We start from the raw sequence: 21,076 nt of genomic DNA on the forward strand, positions 1-21,076 counted from the left end.
CTAACACCGCGGAACCCTTAGTGCAGCGGGTCCGATGTGGGGTAGTTCTCAGCGCGCCAGCTGTCCCAGTAGTTGCGGATGGCCTCCATCTGGTGGGCGCCGAGCTCGTAGGTGGAGACGATCACCAGGGAGCCGCCGTCGGGCCGGACCTCGGGGATGGCGGGCTGGTCCGCCACGATGACGAGGCCGTCGCCGTGTTCGGCGTACCCGTGCACGGTCAGGCCCACCTGGTGGTTGCTCCGGAACCAGACCTTCCCGGCAATCTCCTCCCCGGTGGCCAGGGTCAGCGAGTACGGCTCGCCCGGCGCGGGCACATCGGCCAGGCCCAGCTTGTCGATCGCGGAGCCACCCGTCCCGGGCACCGAGAAGAAGAACGTCCGCCGGTTGCCGTGCGGGTGGCGCTCGAGGGCGAAACGGAGCTGGTGCAAAAAGGTCAGCCAGCCCTGGGTGATGTCCTCGTCCCAGGCCGCCCACTCCGAATTGTGGTCGATCGCCGCGCGCGTCACGCTGACCTCCGTGCCGGCGGGGACCGGTTTGAGGGTGAAGATGTCGCCGCCGTCGACGACGAGCGACGAGTGGTCCGCGCTCTCGACCACGTTGGGGCTGAAGTAGATCGCGTTGATCTCGGCGGCCTGGTCGTCGGCCTCCCAGCCGTGCCACTGGGCCACCTTCGCGGGTTCGCGCAGCATCGTCCAGACCTGCGGCGCGTCAGAGTTGATCACCACGCTGAGATTGTTCGTCATGGGGCTGAATTTACCCCGCCCGGCCCTGCCCGGGTAGGGCCAAACGCCCACCGATCGGCGTCCCGGGCGGGCCGCGTTCCGCCGGCGCGCTCAGCCGCGGACGGACTCGAGTTCGTTGCTGATCCGGCGTTCTATTTCCGGGCCTCCGATGGTCTGCGAGCCGCCGTGCGCGCGCAGGAAGAGGAGCGCCTCAAGCCGCAGCAAACGCCACTCCCGCTCCGCATCCGGGTTGGCGTTGTCGATGGCGCGGAAGATTTCCTTGTCGTACAGGTTTGGCTCGTTGAGTGAGCGCTGGCGCACCTTGGCGTTTATCCGCGACTTAAACGGGTCCGTCTCCATGGCGTCCGGCGCCCGCAGGAACTTCTCATAGACGGCCGCGCGTTCGTCTTCCCCGCGCTGGCGGCAAATGTAGCTGGCCAGCGCCAGAGACGCTTCCACCGACGCCCAGCGGCCCGGGTTCCCGTCGAAGGGCAACACGTTGAGCAGGTCCGCGACGGCGAGGGCGTTGTCGGCGTCCTTGAGCACGACGAACAGTTCATGCGCCAGATCGCTGAGGTCCTTGAGGCAGCTGCCGGACTTGGTGTTGATGCCCTTGGTGAGCCGGTCGCTAAGCAACAACACGCCCAGCGCATCGGGGTGCGCCTCGGCCGCGGCCTCCACTACGGACTCCGGAGTTCCCTCCGCGATCGGGATCAAGGCCAGGTCCGCCTCGCTCGGTCCACTGACGGCCGGCGGAACCACCGGCGGCGGCGGGACGACGACGGCGGACGGCGACGTCGGGCTGCCGTCCTCCGCGGGACGGGGCGGGACCACCTGCAGTTCCGGGCCGGCGTCGTCCGCGGAGGGAGCGGCGGGTTCGCCGGAGGCGGTCTCCGGAGCATCGTCGTCCTGGCGGCCGGCGTCGTCCACAGGGGACAGCTCCGCGGCCTCGGTCGGGGCGTCCCGGACCCGGACCACGGAGCCGGCGGCGATCCGCAGCACTCCGCCCCCGGTGAGGGTGGCGCGGACGATGGCGGGGGAACCGAAATCGTCGTTGTCGACGTCCACACGCTGGATTTCGGCGGTGCGCGTGGCGTCGGGCAGGAGCAGCAGATCCCCGGTCTGCAGAGATCCCGCCTGCCGTTCGCTGTAGTTCAGTGAGGCTGTGGGGTGGGTCATCTGGAGTCCTTAACTTCTCTTTCGGTCCGCTCAACAGTCTACAAAGACCGGCGCGCGAAGTCGGGGACGCCGGGGCGGCCCGGTCGTCCCGGGGGCGGTCCAGCTGCTCCGGGCAGACTCCCTAGTGGCCGACGCCCGCGAACGCCAGTGCCTGGCGGATCAGGGCGCCGCGGCCGCCGCTGAACTCCAGCTGCACGTCCGAGCTCATCACTTCCTCCGGGGTCATCCAGGTCAGTTCCAGGGCGTCCTGCCGCGGAGAGCATTCGCCGGTGACGGGGATGATGTAGGCCAGGGCGGCGTGCTGCCGGTCGTCGGTGAAGCCGGTGTGGGACGGGGACGGGAAGTATTCGGCCACCGTGAAAGGGACCGGGCTGATCGGCAGTTGCGGGAAGGCGAGCGGGCCAAGGTCCTTTTCCATGTGGCGCAACAGGGCCGCCCGGATGGTCTCGCGGTACAGCACCCGGCCGGAAACCAGGGACCGGATCATGGTGCCGTCCTCGTCGGCCTGCAGCAGGGTGCCGACCTCGTTCACGAACCCGAGCGGGTCAAGCCGGACCGGAACGGCCTCGACGTAGACCATGGGAAGCCGGCCGCGGGCCTCGAAGAGATCCTCGTCGGAAAGCCAGCCGGGATTGGGGTCGGGGGTGCGAACGTTCATGGTTAAGTTCTACCCCATCCGCGTTCCCCGGGCGTGGTCACCCTGTCTATTCGGACCCGGGGGCCGCGGCGATCCACAGGGCGTGGGGGTGGGCGGCACTGCCGTCCGCATCGGGGTTGCCCACGTGCAGCAGCGGCAGGGCGGCCTCCTCGACCGCCGCAACGTCATGCCCCGCCTCGGCGAGCCGCTCGCGCAGAGCGTCGAGGTCGCCGTCGTATTCGAAGGCCAGCCCGGCGCTCCCGGCGCCCGCCGCGGTTCCGGCAGCGGCGCCGACCATCAGGACGCCGCCGTTTTTCGCCGTGAACGCCTCCGTTTCGACGATGTCGGGGTCGGCGTAGCCGACACCGGGTGCGCCCGGCACCGGGCGGGGGCGGGCGCCGATGTCGCGCAGGGTCTGGGTCGCCGCCCGCGGATCCTGCGCGAACCAGACGCCGACGACGGCGAGACCCGGCTCCGCCTCCGCAGACGTGGACCAGGTGCCGTCGGACGCGCGCACGGCGGGATCTGCCAGGAAGCTGAACCCATCCGGCGAAGAGACCCGGCACGAGGAACCGTGGTCGGCGTCGATGAGCTCCGCCGTGGTGCCGCCGGCGGCACCGGTCGCGGCACCGGCTTCGTTGGTCCGGCGGGCAAATTCCGCCAGGTCGCCGACCTCGACGCCGAAGGAGGTGGTGCCGTCCTCCGCGGACCCCGCCTCGGCGAAGTGCAGTGCCAGGCGTCCCGCGCCGGCGTCGAACTCCCGCCAGGTGGGCTCGTCGGCGGTCTTTACCATGCCCAGGTCGGTCAGCAGCCGCTCCCACTGATCGAGCCGGGAGGTGAAATGGATGGGGCGGACACGCAGCATTGGTATCTCCCTGATGGTTCGGGGCCGGGAGCACAATGGTGCCATGGCTGCTGAGCTAAGGGAACTGCTGGTGAAAGACGCCGCCGAGTGGCGCGCGTGGCTGGAACAGCACCACGCGGAGAGCCCCGGGGTGTGGCTGGTACTGCACAAGAAGGGCGGCTCGGTTACCGAACTGGACTACGAGGCCGCCCTGCAGGAGGCGCTGTGCTTTGGCTGGATCGACGGGCAGGGCAGGCGCCGGGATGCCGAGACGTCCTTCCAGCGGATGACCCGTCGGGGGCCGAAAAGCGTCTGGTCGGCGCGGAACGTGGAGCGCGTCGGGCGCCTCGAAGCGGCCGGCCGGATGGCCCCCGCCGGGCGCGCTGCCGTCGACAGCGCCAAGGCCGACGGACGCTGGGAGGCGGCCTATGCGGGCCAGGCCGCAGCCGAGGTGCCGGAGGACCTGGCCGCGGCGATCGCGGCGGACCCCCGGGCGCAGGCGATGTTTGAGGTCCTGACGTCGGTGAACCGGTTCGCGCTGATCTACCGGACCAACTCGGTCAAGCAGGCCGCCACCCGGGAGCGGAAGATCGCCGGCTTCGTGGACATGCTCGCACGCTTTGAAACGCCGTACCCGCAAAGCCGGCGGCCGGATCCCGGACCTTCAGCGACTTCCCGGTAACCGTCCGGGAGCCCGACAGCCTGGGGTGGGAAAATAGCCCAATGCCTACCACCCAAAGCGGGCCCTCGCGCGCCGCCGCCCCCACCCAGCGTTCGCAGCGCACGCTGTTCTTTGCCGCCGCAGGCCTGTTGGTGGCCGGCGAGGCCGTGTTCTGGCTCATGCTGGCCGCAGTCCAGACGGACTCGGGGCTCGCGTTGCTCGACGGCGGAGTCCATGACGCCCTGGTGGAGGACCGGTCGCCCCTCGCCACAGGAATCCTGGCTGCCGTCAGCACGGTCACCTCGCCAAGCTGGATGACGGTCATCGGGGGCCTGCTCGCGCTCGGCTGGGCGGTCTGGAAGCGCGAAATCTGGCGGCCGGCGTTGCTCCTCGGAGCCATGGCGGCCGCCTTCGGCGTGTCCACCCTGATCAAACACGAGGTCGCGCGCGGCAGGCCCTCGGCTACGGACTTCCTGATGGGCCCCGACGATGCCCTGTCCTTCCCCTCCGGGCACACCTTTGGTACCGGCGTCTTCCTGCTGGTGCTGGTGTACCTGCTGCTGGGCAGCGCCGGCGCCCGCACGGCGCGGCGTTCGACGGCGGTGCTGGCCTTCTCGGGGGCCGCCCTCGGCACGTTGCTGGTCGCGTTCAGCCGGCTCTACCTCGGCTACCACTGGCTGACGGACGTGGTCGCCTCGCTGGGCCTGGCGGTGGCCGTCACCGGCGTCGTGGTCCTGGTCGATGGCCTGCGCGGCGCCCGGACGGCGGACCCCCGGATGGCGGACCCGGACCAGGCGCCGGCCGCGCCGGCACTTCCGGCCTACCCGGCACTTCAGGCCGAGCCGGGTCTGCCGGCCCGGGCGGAGCAGAGGCCCTAGAACGCTACGCCGAGCGCCTGGGCGAGCACCACCGCGGAGGCTGAGGACCACGCCTGCGGGTGGCAGGAGGCCGGATACGGCACCGCGCGCCCCGACTCGGCCGCGGTGACGCCGGCGAAGAGCTCCGGGAGCCGGTGCCCGAACGACCCCGCGGCGCTCAGCAGGCCCTCGGCCAGCACCCGTGCCTCGGCGGTGAATCCCTCGCTGAGCAGGCCCCTGATCGCGATGGCGGTGTCGTGGCTCCAGACCGAGCCGCAGTGGTAGCTGAAGGGCCAGAATCCCGCCGCGCGCCGGGACAGGGTGTGCAGGCCGTAGCCGGAGAACAGCTCCGGGCTGAGCAGCCGGTCCGCCACGAGCCGCGCCTCCGCGGCGTCCAGGATCCCGGTGCCCAGCAGGTGGCCCATGTTGGAGCCCGGGATGTCCAGCGGTTCGCCGTGGCCGTCGAGCGCCATGGCGGGGAACCGGCCGCCGTCGTCCTGAACCCAAAAGCGCTCGCGGAAGTTGTGTTTCAGCGCCTCGCCGAAGTCGCGCAGCTCCTGGGCCCCGGGTTCGCCGTACGAGTCGAACAGTTCTGCCGTCCCCACGGCTGCCTGGTAGGCGTAGCCCTGCACCTCGGAGAGTGCGATCGGGCCGTCGGCCTGGCGGCCGTCGCGGAACTGCATGGCGTCCCGGGAGTCCTTCCAGCCCTGGTTGCTCAGCCCGTGGCCGGAGGTGTCCTGGTAGCTGAGGAACCCGCCGTTGCCGGAGTCTGCACCGGCCATCCCGGCGGCCAGCAGCCACTGCGCGGCGCGGGCGGCGTTCGGCAGCAGGGCGCGGACCGCGGCGTCGTCGGTGCCGGCGCGGCCCAGCTCGCCGAGCAGGCACAGCCACAACGGGGTGGAGTCCACGGCGCCGAAGTACACCGGCGGCAGCCGCAGGGCCTGGCTTTCCAGCACCAGTTCCTTGGCCCGCAGTTCGTGCAGGATCTTGCCCGGCTCCTCGGCCGCTGCAGGGTCCGTTTTGGTGCCCTGGTAAGCGGCAAGGGCGCGCAGGGTCCCGGCGGCAAGGGCGGCGTCGAACGGCAGCAGCAGCCGGGCCGCCCAGAGCGAGTCCCGGCCGAACAGGGTGAAGTACCAGGGCGCCCCGGCGGCGAGGAACGGCGCCTCAGGGGCTTTCCGGGTGGCCAGCCGGAGCCCGTCGAGCTCGTCGAGGGCATTGTCCAGGAGCAGGCCGAGGTCCCCCTCCGGCTCGGTCCGGACCCGGCGGGCGGGCGGCGGCGCGGCCACCACGATGTCCTCGGTGTCGGCCAGCACGGCCTGCCACTCGGCTTCCAGCGGCCTGCCGCGGCCGGCGGTCCCGCGCCAGATCAGCCGTTCGCCGCGGGCCACCCTGCCGGGCGCGGAAACGGTCAGGGTCTTGCCGCCCTCGCTCCAGCGCAGCGAGGAATCATCCGCCGCCGCGGGCTGCAAGGGTTCGCGGTAGCGGCCGAGCCGGATGGCCGCCATGTCGGTGAAGTCCGCAGCCAGCCGCACCTCAACCTCCGCGTCCAGGGCCTCCAGCGAGGTGCTCAGCCGCAGCGAGACGCGGACAGCGCCGGGCGTGACGGTCCAGGTCTGCACAAGTTCGACGGCGGGATCCTCGGTGGGGCCCTCGATGCCGCGCACGAGTCCGCGGACGCGGAGCACCCCGCCGGGGGAGGCCTCGACCGTGGCCGGTTCCGGGGCGAAGCCGTTGACGGTCACCTCGGCCCGACACAGCATCCGGGTGTCGCCATGCAAGAGCCCGGTGAACCAGTCGCCGGCGCCTGTGGCGGTGGCTGTACCTGCGGCGCTCTCGCCGGATGCATCGCCGGCCAGCCGGCCGTCGGCGTCGAGCCACAACTGGGTGGGGGCGGCCACGGAACAGTGCTGACGGTGGAGTGCTGGCTGAACAGTCATGCGCCCCAGCCTATGCCGGAAGGCCGGGGCGGACCTAGGCCCGCCCGCGGTGCCGCCCGCCTGCAGGTCCGCCCGTCTGCAGGTCCGCCCGTCTGCGGGCACGCCGCCCGGCCGGCGGGGCTCAGTCCTGCGTGGTGTCCTCCATCGGGAAGGCCACGGCCTCACCCACCACCCTCAGGCACAGTTCGGTGCCGGGCCGGGCGATCGACGCGTTCCAGTGCCGGATGGTGATGATCTCGCCGCCGCCGGGGTAGCGGTGGTCGGCAACGGCGCCCTCGGCCAGGACCGGAGGAACGGCCAGCTTGAGCCGTACCGTGGTCTCCGGGCCGAAGTAGTCCGTGTCCACCACGGTGCCGCGGATGGGGCCGTCCTCCGCGATCCGGATCTGCTCGGGCCGGAGCATGAGCTGCACCCGTCCCTGTGCCGGCGGCCGGCGGACCGGAATGCCGCCCAGCGAGCAGGTGGCCAGGGAACCCTCCATCCAGGCGTCGAGGATCACGGCGTCGCCCAGGAACTCCGCGGTGGCCCGGTCCGCCGGGCGCGTGTAGACCACAAACGGGTTGCCGATCTGGGCGAGCTTGCCGCCGCGCATCACGGCGACCTGGTCCGCGAAGGAGAGCGCCTCGGCCTGGTCGTGGGTGACCAGGATGGTGGTCACGCCGGCGTCGTGGAGCACCTTGCCGACCGCGCGGCGGGTGGCGACGCGCAGCCCGGCGTCGAGCGCGGAGAACGGTTCGTCCAGCAGCATCAGCTCGGGCTCGCGGGCCAGGGCGCGGGCCAGCGCGACGCGCTGCTGCTGGCCGCCGGAGAGCTGGTGCGGCCGCCGCTTGGCCATGGCCGGGTCCAGGGCGACCATCTCGAGCAGCTCCGCGACGCGGGCCTTGACTCCGCGGTGGCCGCCGGGGAGCTTGCCGGCGTCCAGTCCGAAGGAGATGTTCTGGCCCACGGTCAGGTGCGGGAAGAGGGCGCCGTCCTGGGCCACGTAGCCGACGTGCCGCTTGTGCGCGGGCACCCAGAGGCCGTCGCCGGCTACCTTGCGGCCATCGAGGGAGATGCTGCCGGTGTCGGGGTGCTCAAAGCCGGCGATCAACCGCAGCAAGGTGGTCTTGCCCGAGCCGGAGGGGCCCACGATCGCCGTCGTGCCGCCCTTCGCGACGGAGAGGTTGACGCCCTTGAGGACGGCCTGGGAACCGAAGTTCTTGGTGACGGCCTCGACTTCCAGGTGGCTGTTGGTGCTGGGCGCCACGGAGGGTGCGATCCGGGGTTCCGGAAGCCGGGAGGGGTTTTGTTCGGTCACTGTCCCGCTGCTTTCTTGGACTGCTGGAAAAGAAGGTAGGTCATCGGCGCCGAGATCAGGATCATCAGCAGGGCGTAGGGGGCGGCCCCGGCGTAGTCGATTTCGCTGCTCTTGCTCCAGAACTCGGTGGCCAGGGTGCGCGTCCCGTTGGGGGAGAGCAGCAGGGTGGCCGTCAGTTCGTTCACGATCCCAAGGAACACCAGGGCAGCGCCGCCGGCCGCGGCCGGAGCCGTGAGCCGCAGGGTAACCCGGAGGAAGGCCAGCAGCGGAGGCTTGCCGAGGGCCTGGGCCGCTTCGTCGAGCTCCTTGGGGGCCTGCGAAAGCCCGGAGCGGATGTTCACCAGCGCCCGGGGCACGAACAGCAGGACGTAGGCGGAGATCAGCAGTGCCGTGGTCTGGTAGAGGTCCGGTGCCAGCCGGATGCTCACGGTGACGAAGGCCAGGCCGACGACGATCCCGGGCATGGAGCTGGTGACGTAGTTGGAGAGCTCCAGGGCCTTGCTGAACCAGCCGGGATGCCGCACGGCGAGGTACGCCATCGGGAACGCGACCACGGTGGTGGCCAGGGCGCCGGCCAGGCCGTAGCCGAGGGTCTGCAGCAGCGCGGGCAGGAACTCATCGGCGGCCCAGATGTCCGGCCCGCCGGCGAAGATCCAGCGCAGCACGAACGTCAGCGGAAGCCCGAAAGCCAGCGCGGTCAGGGCCAGCAGGGACAGCTGCGCGGGCAGCTGGTAGGCGTGCAGCGGCAGGCGCAGTGCGCGGGCCTGGGCGCCGGAGCCCACCCGGGCGTAGCGGGCGGTGCCGCGGCTGCGGACCTCCACGAGGAGCAGGATCAGGCAGAGGAACACCAGCACGCTGGCCAGCATGTTCCCGGCCGTCCCGTTGAAGGTGGACTGGTACTGGACCATGATCGCGGTGGTGAAGGTGTCGAAACGGATCATCGCGAAGGCGCCGTACTCGGCCAGCAGGTGCAGTGAGACCAGCAGCGCGCCGCCGGTCATCGCGATCCGCAGCTGCGGCAGCACCACACGGAAGAAGGCGCGCCACGCCCCAAGGCCCAGGGAGGCGGCGGACTGCTCGATGGCGGGGTCCAGGCGGCTGAGCGTCGCGGCGGCGGGGATGTAGACCAGCGGGAAGTAGGACAGGGTGGCGATCAGCACGCCGGACCAGAGCCCGCCCATCGATGGCACGGCAGAGACCCAGGCGTAGCTGTTGACGAAGGCCGGAACCGCGAGCGGCGCCGCGAGCAGCACGGCCCACCACTTGTGTCCCTTGAGGTTGGTGCGTTCCACCAGCCACGCGCCGCCCACGCCCAGGATCAGGCAGAGCGGCACGGTGATCAGCGTGAGCAGCACGGTGTTGAGCAGGAGCTCGCCTACCCGGGCGCGGAAGATCAGGCCGACGGCTGTGTCCCAGCCGGTGGAGACTGTCATGACCGCCACGTAGCCGAGCGGGATCAGCGAAAACAGGGCGATCAGGACCGCCAGGATGGCCACCACGGAAACGCCGAAAGGCGGGCGGGGGCGTTTGCCCCTGCCCGCCGTCGGCGTGCTTCCGGTGGTTCCGGGAGCCGTTAGCGTTTTTGTCACTGCTTAGAGCAGGCCTGCCTTGGTCATCAGGTCGGTGACCTTGGCGGAGTTCAGCTTGGCCGGATCGACCTTGGGTGCCTGCAGTTCCTTGAGCGGAACCAGTTTGTCGTTGGACGGGACGTCCGAGCCGACGGCGTACTCAAAGGACGTGCCCTTTTGCAGCACTTCCTGGCCCTTCTTGCCGGTGATGAACTTCAGGAAGGCCTGGGCGGCCGCCGCATTCTTCGAGGACTTGAGCACGCCGCCGCCGGAGACGGACACGAACGCGCCGGGGTCCTGGTTCTTGAAGTAGTGCGGCGTGACGTTCTTGGAGTTCTCGCCGGTCTTGGCCTGGTCGCCGTAGTAGTAGTAGTGGTAGATCAGGGCGGCGTCCACCTCGCCGGCGTTGACGGCCTTCATGGCAGTGCTGTTGCCCTTGTACGCCTTGTAGTTCTCCTTCATGCCCTTGAGCCATTCCTCAGTGGCGGCCTCGCCCTTGAGTTCGAGCAGGGCGGAGACGATCGCCTGGAAGTCGGCGCCGGACGGCGATGCCGCCCACTTGCCCTTCCACTCGGGCTTGGCCAGGTCCAGCATGGACTTGGGCAGCTTGTCCTGGCTCAGCTTGGCCTTGTCATAGACCAGCACGGTGGAGCGGGCGGCGATGCCGGTCCACTTGTTCGTCGAGGGCCGGAACTCGGCCGGAACCTGGTCGACGGTGGCCTTGTCCACGTCCGCGAACAGCCCGGCGTTTTCCACCTGGGCCATGGCGGGGGAGTTCTCGGTGAGGAACACATCGGCGCGGGAGGCCGCGCCTTCCTGGATGATCTGGTTGGACATTTCGGTGTCGTCGCCCTGGCGCAGGGTGACCTTGATGCCCGTTTCCGCGGTGAAGGCGTCAACCCATTCCTTGGTCAGGGATTCGTGCTGGGCGTTGTAGACCGTAATCTCGCCGGCCGGCTTGCCGTCGGCTCCGGTGGTGCTGCCGGAGGTCGATGCGCCGGAGCCACAGGCTGCGAGGCTGAGGGCGGCGGTGGCGGCGAGGGCGATGCCTGCCAGCGCATTATTGCGGATCTTCATGAGGCTACTTTCTGCAAGGAAAAGGTCGTAGGTGCCTAACCTCCGTGAGCGGGAAGTTAGGGCATGCTCACTACGAAAAACTGTAGGTTAGCCAAACCTAAGCAACCAAGCCGAGAGCGCCTTAAGTGAGGAGGATCACACCAATTACGAAACTATTGCGTGACCTAATTCCCTGTGGAGGCTTCCTGGGCCGCTGTGGCGCTCGGCGCGGCGTCGCCCGCGTGGGTGGCGCCGGCCTCTGGGGTGGCAACGGCCGGAGCGCCAGCGTCTTCGGCCGCGGACTCTCCGCCGGACTCCTCGGCGGAGGGCTTCCCGACGGCGGGCAGCCTCCCGGCGATCGACGCCGCTGCCTCCATGACCATCCAGGCCTGCAGCTGCGTGGACAGTTCGACGGCGGACCCCGCCGGGTAGCTCCGGCGCGCCGGCAGCTCGGGGCGGGCCGAGAAGACCAGCCGTGCCCCGTTGCGTGCCAGCGGCTCCTGCGCCGCCACCAGGCGGCGGCCCTCCCAGAACGCCTCCGCGGTATCCGTCACCAGCAGGGCCGCCTCGGCCCGGGTCTCGGCGGACAGCCGTTCATCGACGGCCGCCAGGGCCAGGTAGCGGATGAGGACACCGGTGAAGAGGCCGCCGTCGCCGGTTCCCTCGGACCGGAGCACCGTGGCCTTGCGCCCCAGCAGCGGGGCCTGGACCGTGAGGCTGCGCCCCACCGCCGCGACCAGCGCAGCCGCCCGTTCCAGGTTCGCCTCACCGCCCAGCTCCAGCAGCGCACCCAGGACCGGGCCCTGGTTGTAGGTGTAGATGGCGCTTTCCAGCACCAGCTCTCCGCCGGGGGCGATCCGGAGGCCGTCCCGGTACATGCCCTGTTCCGGGTCGTAGAGCTTGGCGTCGAGCCAGTCGAGCAGGGCCTGTGCCTTGGCCGACTGACCGGTCCGGGCGTAGTACAAGGCGATCGGGGCCGTGGCCGGGGTGTTTTTGAAGTCGCGCTTCTTGCTCCAGAACGTGCCCCCGCCCAGGTCGTCGGTCGAGGCCGAGTCGAACTGGAGGGTGAGGCTCTTGAGGACCTTGGCGTTGCGGCGCCTGCCGGAGGTCTTGCGGGTGTCTTCGGCGAGCTTCTCCAGCCGCAGGGTGGCGAGGGCCAGCCAAGCCATGTCGTCGTAGTAGCTGTTGACGACGGTCAGGAAATTGCGCAGCCGGATGCCGGTGACCAGCCGGGAAGCCAGCTTGCCGGCGCTGGGCAGGTTGTCGCCGTCGAACTTGGCCGGGGTGTGGCCCTCGACGCCGAGTTCGCGGCGGCCGGTGTCCACGAGGCAGTCCACATAGTGTGCCTGCCACCAGTAGTGCCACGGCCGGGCCAGGTTCTTGAGCCTGCCGGAGGGGCGGGAAATCGCGGCGATGTGGGTGCCGGGCAGGAAGAAGAGGCGCTGCCCGAACAGCCGGGTCACCGAACGCGCGGCCTCATCGGCGCGGAAAGACCAATTCGGGGCGGGGGAATGGGCAGGTGCTGCGGTCATGGTTCAAGCCTAGTGGCGGCGGCGGCTCCGGCGCGGAATCTCAGGGCCGAGGTGCGCAATGTTTGCATTCCAGTTAACCTGAACTAACTAATGTTCCCTGGTGCCAGTGGGCTGCGCGCAGCTCACGGCCGGGTTCCGGTTCCACATCAAGGAGGATGCATGGACGTCTTGGGTACTGTCGCACTGATCACCGGCGGCGCTTCCGGTCTGGGGGCCGCGACGGCCCGGCGGCTGTTCGATGCCGGCGCGTCCGTGGTGCTGGTGGACCTGCCGGCCTCGGCCGGGGACGCCTTAGCCGCCGAGCTCAACGCGTCTGCCGACGGCGGCGCTGCGGGCGGCGGTGCGCCGGTACCGGCGAACCGTGCCGTCTTTGTCCCGGCGGACGTCACCAGCGAGGAGCAGGTGCAGGCCGCCGTCGACGCCGCCGTCGCCCTTGGGCCGCTGCGGATCGTGGTGAACTGCGCCGGCATCGCCACGCCGGGCAAGGTGCTGGGCCGGGACGGTGTGCTGCCTCTGGAGACCTTCAGCCGGGTCATCCAGATCAACCTCATCGGCACCTTCAACGTCATCCGCCTGGCCGCCGCGGCGATGGCCGCCACCGAGCCAGTTGCAACCGAGCTGGGCGGCGAGGAGCGCGGCGTCATCATCAACACCGCCTCTGTCGCTGCGTTCGACGGACAGATCGGCCAGCCGGCCTACTCGGCTTCCAAGGGCGCCGTCGCCGCCATGACGCTGCCGATCGCCCGCGAACTGGCGCGCTCGCTGATCCGCGTCGTCACGATCGCGCCCGGCATCTTCGAAACCCCCATGATGGCCGGGCTGCCGCAGGAGGCGCAGGACTCGCTGGGTGCGCAGGTGCCGCACCCGTCCCGGCTCGGCCGGCCCGCCGAGTACGCGAACCTCGCCGCGCATATCGTGGACAACGCCATGCTTAACGGTGAGACCATCCGGCTCGACGGCGCCATCCGGATGGGACCGAAGTGACCCTCGACGTGGGCACTTCCGCTGCCGCGGACCCGGCAGTGTCCGGGCTGCCGACTGCCGATTTCTTTGACTTTGAGTCGATGCTGAGCGCTGCCGAACAGGCGAAACTGGCCGAACTCCGGGAGTTCCTGGCCCGCGAGGTGGCGCCGTTCGCCACCCAGTGGTGGAACGACGCCGAGTTCCCGGCGCATATCCTGCCCAAGCTGGCGGCGCTGGAGCTCAGCGCACCGGCCCAGCGCGGCTACAGCAACCTGTTCGCCGGCCTGGTCATCGCCGAGATGACCCGGGTGGACACCTCGCTGGCGACCTTCTTCCTGGTCCACCATGACCTGTTCGTGGAGTCGCTCTACGGCTTTGGTTCCGAGGAGCAGAAGGCCCGGCTGCTGAAGGACGCGGCCGATCTGCGCACCACCGGGGCCTTCGCACTGACCGAGCCGGACCACGGCTCCGACGTGGCCGGCGGGATGGAGACCACAGCGCGGCGCGTGTCCGGCGGGGACAGCGGCGACCACTGGGTGCTCAACGGTGCCAAGCGCTGGATCGGCAACGGGACGTTCTGCGACTACATGCTGGTCTGGGCCCGCGACGAGGCCGACGGCGGCATCCGCGGCTTCATTGTCGACGCCACGCTGCCCGGCGTGCGCCGGAGCAGGATCGAAAACAAGATCGCGCTGCGGACCGTGCAGAACGCCGACATCGTGTTCACCGACGTGCAGGTGGCCGAGGCCGACCGGTTCGCCGGGATCAACAGTTTCGAGGACACCAACGAGCTGCTGCGGGGTTCGCGGATCATGGTCGCCTGGCAGGGCGTGGGGCAACAGCTTGCCGCGTTCGACGTCGCCCGGCAGTACGCCGTCGAACGCCGCCAGTTCGGGCGGCCGCTGGCCAAGTTCCAGCTGGTCCAGCAGCAGCTGGTGACCATGCTCGGGAACGCGGTGGCCAGCATGGGCATGATGGTCCGGATTGCCCAGCTGCAGGATGCGGGCGCGGCCGACATGCCCCAGGTGGCGCTGGCGAAGTCCTATGTGAGCGCCCGGATGCGCGAAAGCGTGGCGATGGGCCGGTCCCTGCTGGGCGGCAACGGGATCGTCACCGACTACCGGATGGCGAAGATCTTCGCCGATGCCGAGGCGATCTATACCTATGAGGGCTCGTACGAGATCAACACCCTGATCGTGGGCCGCGCCGTGACCGGGGTGTCCGCGATCGTCTAGCCAGCCGGGCCCTGCTAGGCGAAGGGCTGCTTTTCGCCGGCCTCGATCCGGTAGTCCAGGCTGTTGTTCTTCACCGGCATGGGGCAGGTGCCGTACGGGGTGAAGGCGCTGGGGTAGTTGATGGCCCGGTTGAAGTCCAGGATCACGGTGTTGTCCGGCCGCGGCCGGGCCGTGGAGACCTTGCGCCATTCGTCCGTCGTGTCTCCATTGGTCTCGTCGTGGAACGTGACGGTGAGGGCGCCGAGTTTCTCCTCCTCGGCCTGCAGGTGGCACTCATGCTCCTGGCCGGGGAGCCGGAACACGAGCTCGCCGACGGAACGGTGCACGCCGTCCACCAGCGGGTTGGCGGTCCCGATGGGCACGTCCACCGGCTCGGGATAGGGCGTAAACCGCGCCTCGATGACCAGGTCCGGCCGGTAATCAAAGGTGGGTACGCCGTCGAACCCGGTGAACACCGGCGACTTCGAATCCCGGGTGCGCAGCGCGTATCTGTTGGCCCGCATGGCGAGCTCCACCCTGACCTGCCGGCCGTCCGTTCCGCCGAACTGGACCCACAGCAGCGACTCTTCATTGCTAAGCGCCGCGCTGATGGTCCCGTCCACGGGCTCGCCGGTCTCCACCAGGGTCAGCCCGTCGGCCGCGGCTGCGGTAAGGAACGCCGTCGTCCCGTCCGTGGACCAGAGGCCGGGGACGAGTTCGACGGCGGCCGGGCTCTCCGGCAGCCACTGGAAGGAGGTCAGGGTGAGCCAGCCGTAGTCACTGGCGAGGGCCTCGTTGCGGTTCTTGCGGAAGCGCTGCCAGCGGGCGAGTTGTGCGTCAGTGGGGGACGGGGCGGCGGTCAAAGGGCACCTCTGCGGGTATCAGCCCAACTAGCTCGCAGTTGTTGTCGTTCTGAGGGCTCAAAACGGCAACAACTGTCTGTCAGTTGGGGGTGGGCGGGTTGGTCAGGGCGGCCGCAACCAGTTGGGCCGCGGTGGTGCGGGCGGCGGCGGCAGCGGCGGGGTCGGCGTCGAGCACACCGCTGGCCAGGCCGCCGTCGAGGACGAGGGTCAGGCTGCGGGCCAGTCCGTCCGGATCCTGGGCGCCGGCCTGCTCCGCCAGGTCCCGAATCCACGCCAGGATGTGCTGTTTGTGGGCGACCGTCCGTTCATGCACCCGGGTGCCGGAGGCCGACTCGGCCGCGGCGTTGATGAAGGCGCAGCCGCGGTAGCCGTCCCGGCGGCAGGCGGTGGAGAGCGCGTCGAACAGGCCCACGAGTTGATCCGCGGCGTCCGGCCCGGCGGCTTCGGCGGCGGCGTGCAGCTGCCCGGTCCAGACCCCGTCAACCTGTTCCAGATAGGCCAGGATCAGGTCATCCTTGGCCGGGAAGTACTTGTAGAAGGTGGCCTTCGCGACGCCGGATTCGGCGATGATCGTGTCGATGCCGGCCGCCCGGAGTCCCTGCGCGTAGAAGAGCCGGAAGGCCGTCGCCAGGATCTTGTCCTTGGCCTGCCCTGCCGGCGTCCGGACACTGCGCGGCCCGACGGCGATTGGTGCGGTGGCTGCTGTCGGCGTCATAACTTCATGGTACACAGACCAGTCTGTCCGGGCGCGGTCCGGGGCCGTCTGACGGGGCGGCCGGCGGAGCCAGCCGAGGCCGCTCCCAAGTCACAGTCCGCCGACGGGACGCTTGCCGTAGACAGTTCTGTCTGGTAGCGTCTCGCCCAGCGGTAGACGGACTTGTCTACCCCCAATGATCCGAAAAAGTCCTACCGAATGAGGTCCCCATGAAAATTGCAGTATTCGGCACCGGCACGGTCGGCCCCGCCGTCGCAGGCGCCCTGGCAAAGCTCGGCCACGACGTCGTCATCGGAACCCGCGATCCGCAGGCCACGCTGGCCCGGACCGAGGCGGGACCGATGGGCGGCGTCCCGTTTGCCCAGTGGCACGCGGAGCACGGCGAAATTTCCCTGACCACCTTCGCCGAGGCCGCCGCCGGCAGCGAGATCGTTGTCAACGCCACCAACGGCACCGGTTCCCTCGATGCGCTGGCCGCCGCCGGCGCCGCCAACCTGGCCGGCAAGGTCATCGTCGACATCGCCAACCCGCTCGACTTCTCCCAGGGCTTCCCGCCGTCGCTGAACCCGGTGAACACCGACAGCCTCGGCGAGCAGATCCAGCGCGCCTTCCCGGACGCGCGGGTAGTCAAGACGCTCAACACGATGAACGCCGGGATCATGGTTGACCCGGCCAGCGTGGCCGGCGGTGACCACTCGGTGTTCGTCTCCGGCAACGACGCGGACGCCAAGACGGTGGTGGCGGGGCTGCTGGCGGACCTGGGCCACCGCGACATCATCGACCTGGGCGACATCACGACGGCCCGCGGCACGGAAATGCTCCTGCCGATCTGGCTGCGGCTCTGGGGTGCCTTCGGAAACGCGGACTTCAACTTCAAGATCGCCCGCTAAGACCGCCGGGCCCCGCCGGGTCCAGCCGAACTGGCTCGCAGTTGTTGCCGTTTTGAGCGCTGAAAACGGCAACAACTGCGAGTTAGTTGGGTGCAGCGGCCGTCGTCAAGGGTCCCGACACTATCTGAGACGGATTCCCCGCGTGAGCGTGAGCCGGGTAACATCCCATGGGTACAAGTAACCCGGCTCACAGTATCCAGCGCAGTGTACGAGCCAAGTCGAACCCTCGAAAGATTGTTTCCATGGCTGACACTGCATTGACTTCCGGTACGGACCTCGCCTCCGAACTGCGCGCCGACGTCCGCCGGGTGTCCACCCTCCTCGGCGAATCCCTGGTCCGCCAGCACGGCCCCGAGCTCCTCGACCTCGTCGAGCAGGTCCGGCTGCTGACCAAGGAATCGAAGGAGGCCGCCCGGGGCGGCGCCGATGCCACCGGGCCGTGGAGCTCGTACGACGTCGTCGCCCAGGTCCGCGAACTGCTCGGCTCGCTGCCGCTTGAGCAGGCAACCGACCTGGTCCGGGCCTTCGCGTTCTACTTCCACCTGGCCAACGCCGCCGAGCAGGTCCACCGGGTCCGCGGGTTGCGGAGCCGGCAGGAAAAGGACGGCTGGCTGGCCAAGGCCGTCGAGGAAATCGCCGAACAGGCCGGATCCGCCGTGCTGCAGGATGTCGTGGATGAACTCGACGTCCGGCCCATCTTCACCGCGCACCCCACCGAAGCATCCCGCCGTTCGGTGCTGGACAAGATCCGCCGGCTTTCCGACGTGCTGGCCGAATCCACCCGGGAGGGCACCTCGGCCCGCCGCCGCCAGGACCGCCAGCTGGCCGAGGTGATCGACCAGATGTGGCAGACCGACGAGCTCCGCCAGGTCCGGCCCACCCCTGTGGATGAGGCCCGGAACGCGATCTACTACCTCACCGGGATCCTCGGCGACGCCATGCCGGAGATGCTCTCGGACCTGTCCGAACTCCTCGGCGAGCACGGCGTCACCCTGCCCGTCACGAAGGCGCCGATCCGCTTCGGCTCCTGGATCGGCGGTGACCGGGACGGCAACCCCAACGTCACCGCCGGCGTCACCCGCGAAATCCTGCAGATCCAGAACCAGCACGCCGTCCGGATCAGCATCGGCCTGATCGACGGGCTCATCTCCATCCTGTCCAACTCGACCGCGCTGGCGGGGGCGGACCAGGCGCTGCTGGACTCGATCGACGTCGACCTGGGGAACCTGCCCGGACTGGACCGCCGCGTCCTGGAGCTCAACGCGCAGGAACCGTACCGGCTCAAGCTCACCTGCATCAAAGCCAAGCTGCTCAACACCGGCCGCCGGGTCGCCGCCGGCTCGGCCCACGAGCCCGGCCGCGACTACGCCGCCACCGCGGAGCTCCTGGCCGAACTGGGCCTGCTCGAGGTCTCGCTGCGGAACCACCACGCCGGCCTTGCCGCCGACGGTGCGCTGGCCCGCGTCCGGCGCGCGATCGCCTCCTTCGGGCTGCACCTCGCGACGCTGGACATCCGCGAACACGCCGACCACCACCACGACGCCGTCGGGCAGCTGATGGACCGCCTCGGCGGCCCCGGCGTGCGCTACGCCGAACTGAGCCGCGCCGAACGGCTCGAAGTGCTCGGCTCCGAGCTTGCCTCCCGCCGCCCGCTCTCCGGCCACCCGATTAAGCTCGACGGCGTCGCGGACGGCACGTACGACGTCTTCCGTGAGATCCGCCGCGCCCTGCGCACCTACGGCCCGGACGTGATCGAGACGTACATCATTTCCATGACCCGCGGCGCGGATGACGTCCTGGCCGCGGCCGTGCTGGCCCGCGAGGCCGGGCTGGTGAACCTTTTCGGCGAGGCGCCCTATGCCAAGATCGGCTTTGCCCCGCTGCTGGAAACCGTGGAGGAGCTGCGCGCCTCGGCCGAGATCGTGGACGCGCTGCTCTCGGATGCGTCCTACCGCGAGCTGGTCCGGCTGCGCGGCGACGTGCAGGAAATTATGCTCGGCTATTCGGACTCCAATAAGGAATCCGGCGTGATGACGAGCCAGTGGGAAATCCACAAGACACAGCGCAAGCTGCGCGACGTCGCGGCCAAGCACGGCGTCCGGGTGCGGCTCTTCCACGGCCGCGGCGGCTCGGTGGGCCGCGGCGGCGGCCCGACCTACGACGCGATCATGGCCCAGCCCAACGGCGTGCTCGAAGGCGAGATCAAGTTCACCGAGCAGGGCGAGGTCATCTCGGACAAGTACTCGCTGCCCGAGCTCGCGCGCGAGAACCTGGAGCTCTCCCTCGCCGCGGTGCTGCAGGGATCGGCGCTGCACCGTACCCCGCGCACCTCGGAGGACCAGCGCGAGCGTTACGGCCACGTCATGGAGACCATCTCCGATGCGGCATTTGCCCGCTACCGGACCCTGATTGACGATCCGGACCTGCCGGCCTACTTCATGGCCTCCACCCCGGTGGAGCAGCTGGGCTCGCTGAACATCGGTTCCCGCCCGTCCAAGCGCCCCGATTCCGGTGCGGGCCTCGAGGGGCTGCGGGCCATTCCGTGGGTCTTTGGCTGGACCCAGTCGCGGCAGATCGTGCCGGGCTGGTTCGGCGTCGGCTCCGGACTTAAGGCTGCGCGCGAGGCAGGCAACTCGGCCCAGCTCGTGGAGATGATGGACGGCTGGCACTTCTTCCGCTCGGTGCTCTCCAACGTCGAAATGACGCTCGCCAAGACGGACATGGACATTGCCGGCTACTACGTTTCGACCCTGGTGCCGGCCGAGCTGCACCACCTGTTCCACGCCATCCGCGCCGAATACGAGCTGACCGTGGCCGAGATCCAGAACCTGACGGGGGAGGACCTGCTGCTCGACGCGCAGCCCACGCTCAAGCGCTCGCTCGAGATCCGGGACCAGTATCTGGACCCGATCAGTTACCTGCAGGTGGAGCTGCTGCGCCGCGTCCGCGCCGAGGCCGCGGCAGGGGAGGGCACGCCCAACGCCGAGATCGACGAACGCCTCCAGCGGGCCATGCTGATCACCGTCAACGGCGTCGCGGCGGGCCTGCGCAACACCGGGTAGTCCGCGCCCCGGCTCCGGGGCGCGTCCGGCTAGGGTTGTTCCATGCCGTCGTTCCAGACCAGACTCAAAATCACCGGACTCAAGCCGGGCACCCCGCCGGAAGCCGTGATGGCGGCTGCCGTGGAGGCGCTCGGGACGCGGCACCACGTGGAGTCCAACCAGCTGGAACTCGCCGGCGGCGTCCCGCAGCTGAACCTCCGCTTCCTGGTGGACGCCACGGCCTACGCCGCGGAGAACAGCCAGGCGCTGGAGTCGGCCGCCATGATGCGTGACGCCGTCGAACGCGTGGCGGTGACCGGGAACCTGACCGTGCTGCGGCGCAACCGGGGACGCTGGGCGCCGGTGTAGCCGCGCGGGGCCCAGCAGCGCGGACCCAGCAGCGCGGGGCCCAGCAGCGCGGGCCTAGGCGGGAGCGGAAGTGCCGGTCTAGAAGTCCAGCTCCGCGTCGGGGTCCGCCTCGGGGGAGCCGGGTTGCACCACGGGGGAGCGGTTGCCGCGGCGGCGGGTGACGACCACCCCGACGACGGCGCCGATCACCAGCCCAAGGCCCACTCCGATCAGCGAGCTCGCCCAGAACGGCAGCTTGGTGGCCGAACCTGTGATGTACCCCAGGCCCACCGACCAGACCGCCCACAGGCTGCCGCCCAGCGCCGCGCAGAAACTGAAACCGCGGGTGGACACGTTGGCGATCCCCGCCGCGGCCGTGGTGGCAAGTCGGCCGCCCGGGATGAAGCGGATGCCGATGATGGCCCCGTAGGTCGACGATCGTCCGGCCCGAGCGATGGCCAGGTGCACGCCGCTGTGGAACCTGCGGCCCCAGCTCCACCGGTCCAGCACGTGGCTGAGGCGGCGCTTGAAGAGCTGGAAGACCATGATGTCCCCCAGCCAGGAGGCCAGGGCGGCGAGAATTGCCACCAGGAAAACGTTGGCCCGGCCGTCGGCAGACAGGGCTCCGGCGGTGATGACCACCATCTCGGAGGGGACCGGCGGGAAGATGGCGTCGCCGAGGACCACGGGGATGATCCAGAAATAGATCGCGGCTCCCCAGGTGTCCGCATTGGCCAGGTCCATGGGCACAA

General features: G+C 69.8%; 19 protein-coding genes. 7 read left to right on the forward strand and 12 right to left on the reverse strand.

Features of this window, described 5'->3' with window-relative positions:
- Positions 1 to 17 precede the first annotated feature (17 nt).
- From AC1DGE_RS14565 to AC1DGE_RS14580, 4 genes are all read right to left on the reverse strand, one after another.
- Positions 18 to 743: an SRPBCC family protein gene (locus AC1DGE_RS14565; RefSeq protein WP_476892855.1), complete on the reverse strand. Its 726-nt coding sequence runs from the start codon at positions 741 to 743 to the stop codon at positions 18 to 20.
- Between the two features lie 90 nt (positions 744 to 833).
- Positions 834 to 1,901, reverse strand: coding sequence for a DUF6707 family protein (locus AC1DGE_RS14570; protein WP_476892854.1), 1,068 nt, complete (start codon positions 1,899 to 1,901; stop codon positions 834 to 836).
- A 121-nt stretch (positions 1,902 to 2,022) separates the two neighbouring features.
- The gene (locus tag AC1DGE_RS14575; protein WP_476917673.1) at positions 2,023 to 2,559 is read right to left on the reverse strand and encodes an NUDIX hydrolase family protein; all 537 of its coding nucleotides are present in this window, start codon (positions 2,557 to 2,559) and stop codon (positions 2,023 to 2,025) included.
- Between the two features lie 46 nt (positions 2,560 to 2,605).
- Positions 2,606 to 3,403: a VOC family protein gene (locus AC1DGE_RS14580; RefSeq protein ID WP_476892853.1), complete on the reverse strand. Its 798-nt coding sequence runs from the start codon at positions 3,401 to 3,403 to the stop codon at positions 2,606 to 2,608.
- A 43-nt stretch (positions 3,404 to 3,446) separates the two neighbouring features.
- On the opposite strand from AC1DGE_RS14580, the gene AC1DGE_RS14585 reads away from it, so the two are divergent.
- Both AC1DGE_RS14585 and AC1DGE_RS14590 read left to right on the forward strand, forming a co-directional pair.
- Positions 3,447 to 4,064, forward strand: coding sequence for a YdeI/OmpD-associated family protein (locus AC1DGE_RS14585; RefSeq protein ID WP_476908999.1), 618 nt, complete (start codon positions 3,447 to 3,449; stop codon positions 4,062 to 4,064).
- 41 nt (positions 4,065 to 4,105) lie between these two features.
- The gene (locus AC1DGE_RS14590) at positions 4,106 to 4,921 is read left to right on the forward strand and encodes a phosphatase PAP2 family protein (RefSeq protein WP_476892851.1); all 816 of its coding nucleotides are present in this window, start codon (positions 4,106 to 4,108) and stop codon (positions 4,919 to 4,921) included.
- Here AC1DGE_RS14590 and AC1DGE_RS14595 read toward each other — a convergent pair.
- From AC1DGE_RS14595 to AC1DGE_RS14615, 5 genes are all read right to left on the reverse strand, one after another.
- Complete coding sequence (locus tag AC1DGE_RS14595) at positions 4,918 to 6,837, reverse strand: glycogen debranching N-terminal domain-containing protein (protein ID WP_476917674.1); 1,920 nt, start codon at positions 6,835 to 6,837, stop codon at positions 4,918 to 4,920. The two genes, AC1DGE_RS14590 and AC1DGE_RS14595, sit on opposite strands and share 4 nt — an antisense overlap.
- Before the next feature lie 121 nt (positions 6,838 to 6,958).
- Positions 6,959 to 8,134: an ABC transporter ATP-binding protein gene (locus AC1DGE_RS14600; protein ID WP_441418964.1), complete on the reverse strand. Its 1,176-nt coding sequence runs from the start codon at positions 8,132 to 8,134 to the stop codon at positions 6,959 to 6,961.
- Positions 8,131 to 9,723, reverse strand: coding sequence for an ABC transporter permease (locus tag AC1DGE_RS14605; RefSeq protein WP_476917675.1), 1,593 nt, complete (start codon positions 9,721 to 9,723; stop codon positions 8,131 to 8,133). The genes AC1DGE_RS14600 and AC1DGE_RS14605 overlap by 4 nt, the downstream gene beginning before the upstream one ends.
- A 3-nt stretch (positions 9,724 to 9,726) precedes the next feature.
- On the reverse strand, positions 9,727 to 10,779 hold the full coding sequence (locus tag AC1DGE_RS14610; RefSeq protein WP_441418966.1) for an iron ABC transporter substrate-binding protein: 1,053 nt from the start codon (positions 10,777 to 10,779) through the stop codon (positions 9,727 to 9,729).
- Between the two features lie 164 nt (positions 10,780 to 10,943).
- Positions 10,944 to 12,290 (reverse strand): glycoside hydrolase family 76 protein, encoded by a 1,347-nt coding sequence (locus AC1DGE_RS14615; RefSeq protein ID WP_476917676.1) that lies wholly within the window; start codon positions 12,288 to 12,290, stop codon positions 10,944 to 10,946.
- A gap of 159 nt (positions 12,291 to 12,449) precedes the next feature.
- Here AC1DGE_RS14615 and AC1DGE_RS14620 point away from each other — a divergent pair, with 159 nt between their 5' ends.
- Both AC1DGE_RS14620 and AC1DGE_RS14625 read left to right on the forward strand, forming a co-directional pair.
- A complete protein-coding gene (locus AC1DGE_RS14620; protein ID WP_441418968.1) occupies positions 12,450 to 13,274 on the forward strand; it encodes an SDR family NAD(P)-dependent oxidoreductase in 825 nt (274 codons plus the stop codon).
- 80 nt (positions 13,275 to 13,354) lie between these two features.
- The gene (locus AC1DGE_RS14625) at positions 13,355 to 14,488 is read left to right on the forward strand and encodes an acyl-CoA dehydrogenase family protein (protein WP_441419057.1); all 1,134 of its coding nucleotides are present in this window, start codon (positions 13,355 to 13,357) and stop codon (positions 14,486 to 14,488) included.
- Between the two features lie 14 nt (positions 14,489 to 14,502).
- Here AC1DGE_RS14625 and AC1DGE_RS14630 read toward each other — a convergent pair whose 3' ends face one another.
- Together AC1DGE_RS14630 and AC1DGE_RS14635 are read right to left on the reverse strand one after the other, a co-directional pair.
- Positions 14,503 to 15,330 carry a DUF1684 domain-containing protein gene (locus AC1DGE_RS14630; protein ID WP_441418969.1) on the reverse strand — a complete coding sequence of 276 codons (828 nt, stop codon included), beginning with the start codon at positions 15,328 to 15,330 and terminating at the stop codon, positions 14,503 to 14,505.
- Positions 15,331 to 15,409: 79 nt separating this feature from the next.
- Complete coding sequence (locus tag AC1DGE_RS14635; protein ID WP_476917677.1) at positions 15,410 to 16,045, reverse strand: TetR/AcrR family transcriptional regulator; 636 nt, start codon at positions 16,043 to 16,045, stop codon at positions 15,410 to 15,412.
- 209 nt (positions 16,046 to 16,254) lie between these two features.
- Here AC1DGE_RS14635 and AC1DGE_RS14640 point away from each other — a divergent pair, with 209 nt between their 5' ends.
- The 3 genes from AC1DGE_RS14640 to AC1DGE_RS14650 all read left to right on the forward strand — a co-directional run bounded on the left by AC1DGE_RS14640 (position 16,255) and on the right by AC1DGE_RS14650 (position 20,345).
- The gene (locus tag AC1DGE_RS14640) at positions 16,255 to 16,935 is read left to right on the forward strand and encodes an NADPH-dependent F420 reductase (RefSeq protein WP_441418971.1); all 681 of its coding nucleotides are present in this window, start codon (positions 16,255 to 16,257) and stop codon (positions 16,933 to 16,935) included.
- A 242-nt stretch (positions 16,936 to 17,177) separates the two neighbouring features.
- A complete protein-coding gene (ppc, locus tag AC1DGE_RS14645) occupies positions 17,178 to 19,997 on the forward strand; it encodes a phosphoenolpyruvate carboxylase (RefSeq protein WP_476917678.1) in 2,820 nt (939 codons plus the stop codon).
- 42 nt (positions 19,998 to 20,039) lie between these two features.
- Complete coding sequence (locus AC1DGE_RS14650; RefSeq protein WP_476917679.1) at positions 20,040 to 20,345, forward strand: hypothetical protein; 306 nt, start codon at positions 20,040 to 20,042, stop codon at positions 20,343 to 20,345.
- 78 nt (positions 20,346 to 20,423) lie between these two features.
- Here the strand turns inward: AC1DGE_RS14650 and AC1DGE_RS14655 are convergent, their stop codons facing one another.
- A complete protein-coding gene (locus tag AC1DGE_RS14655) occupies positions 20,424 to 21,068 on the reverse strand; it encodes a DedA family protein (RefSeq protein ID WP_441418973.1) in 645 nt (214 codons plus the stop codon).
- Positions 21,069 to 21,076: the final 8 nt, after the last annotated feature.

The sequence above is a fragment of the Arthrobacter sp. 05N425 genome (genome assembly GCF_056397125.1).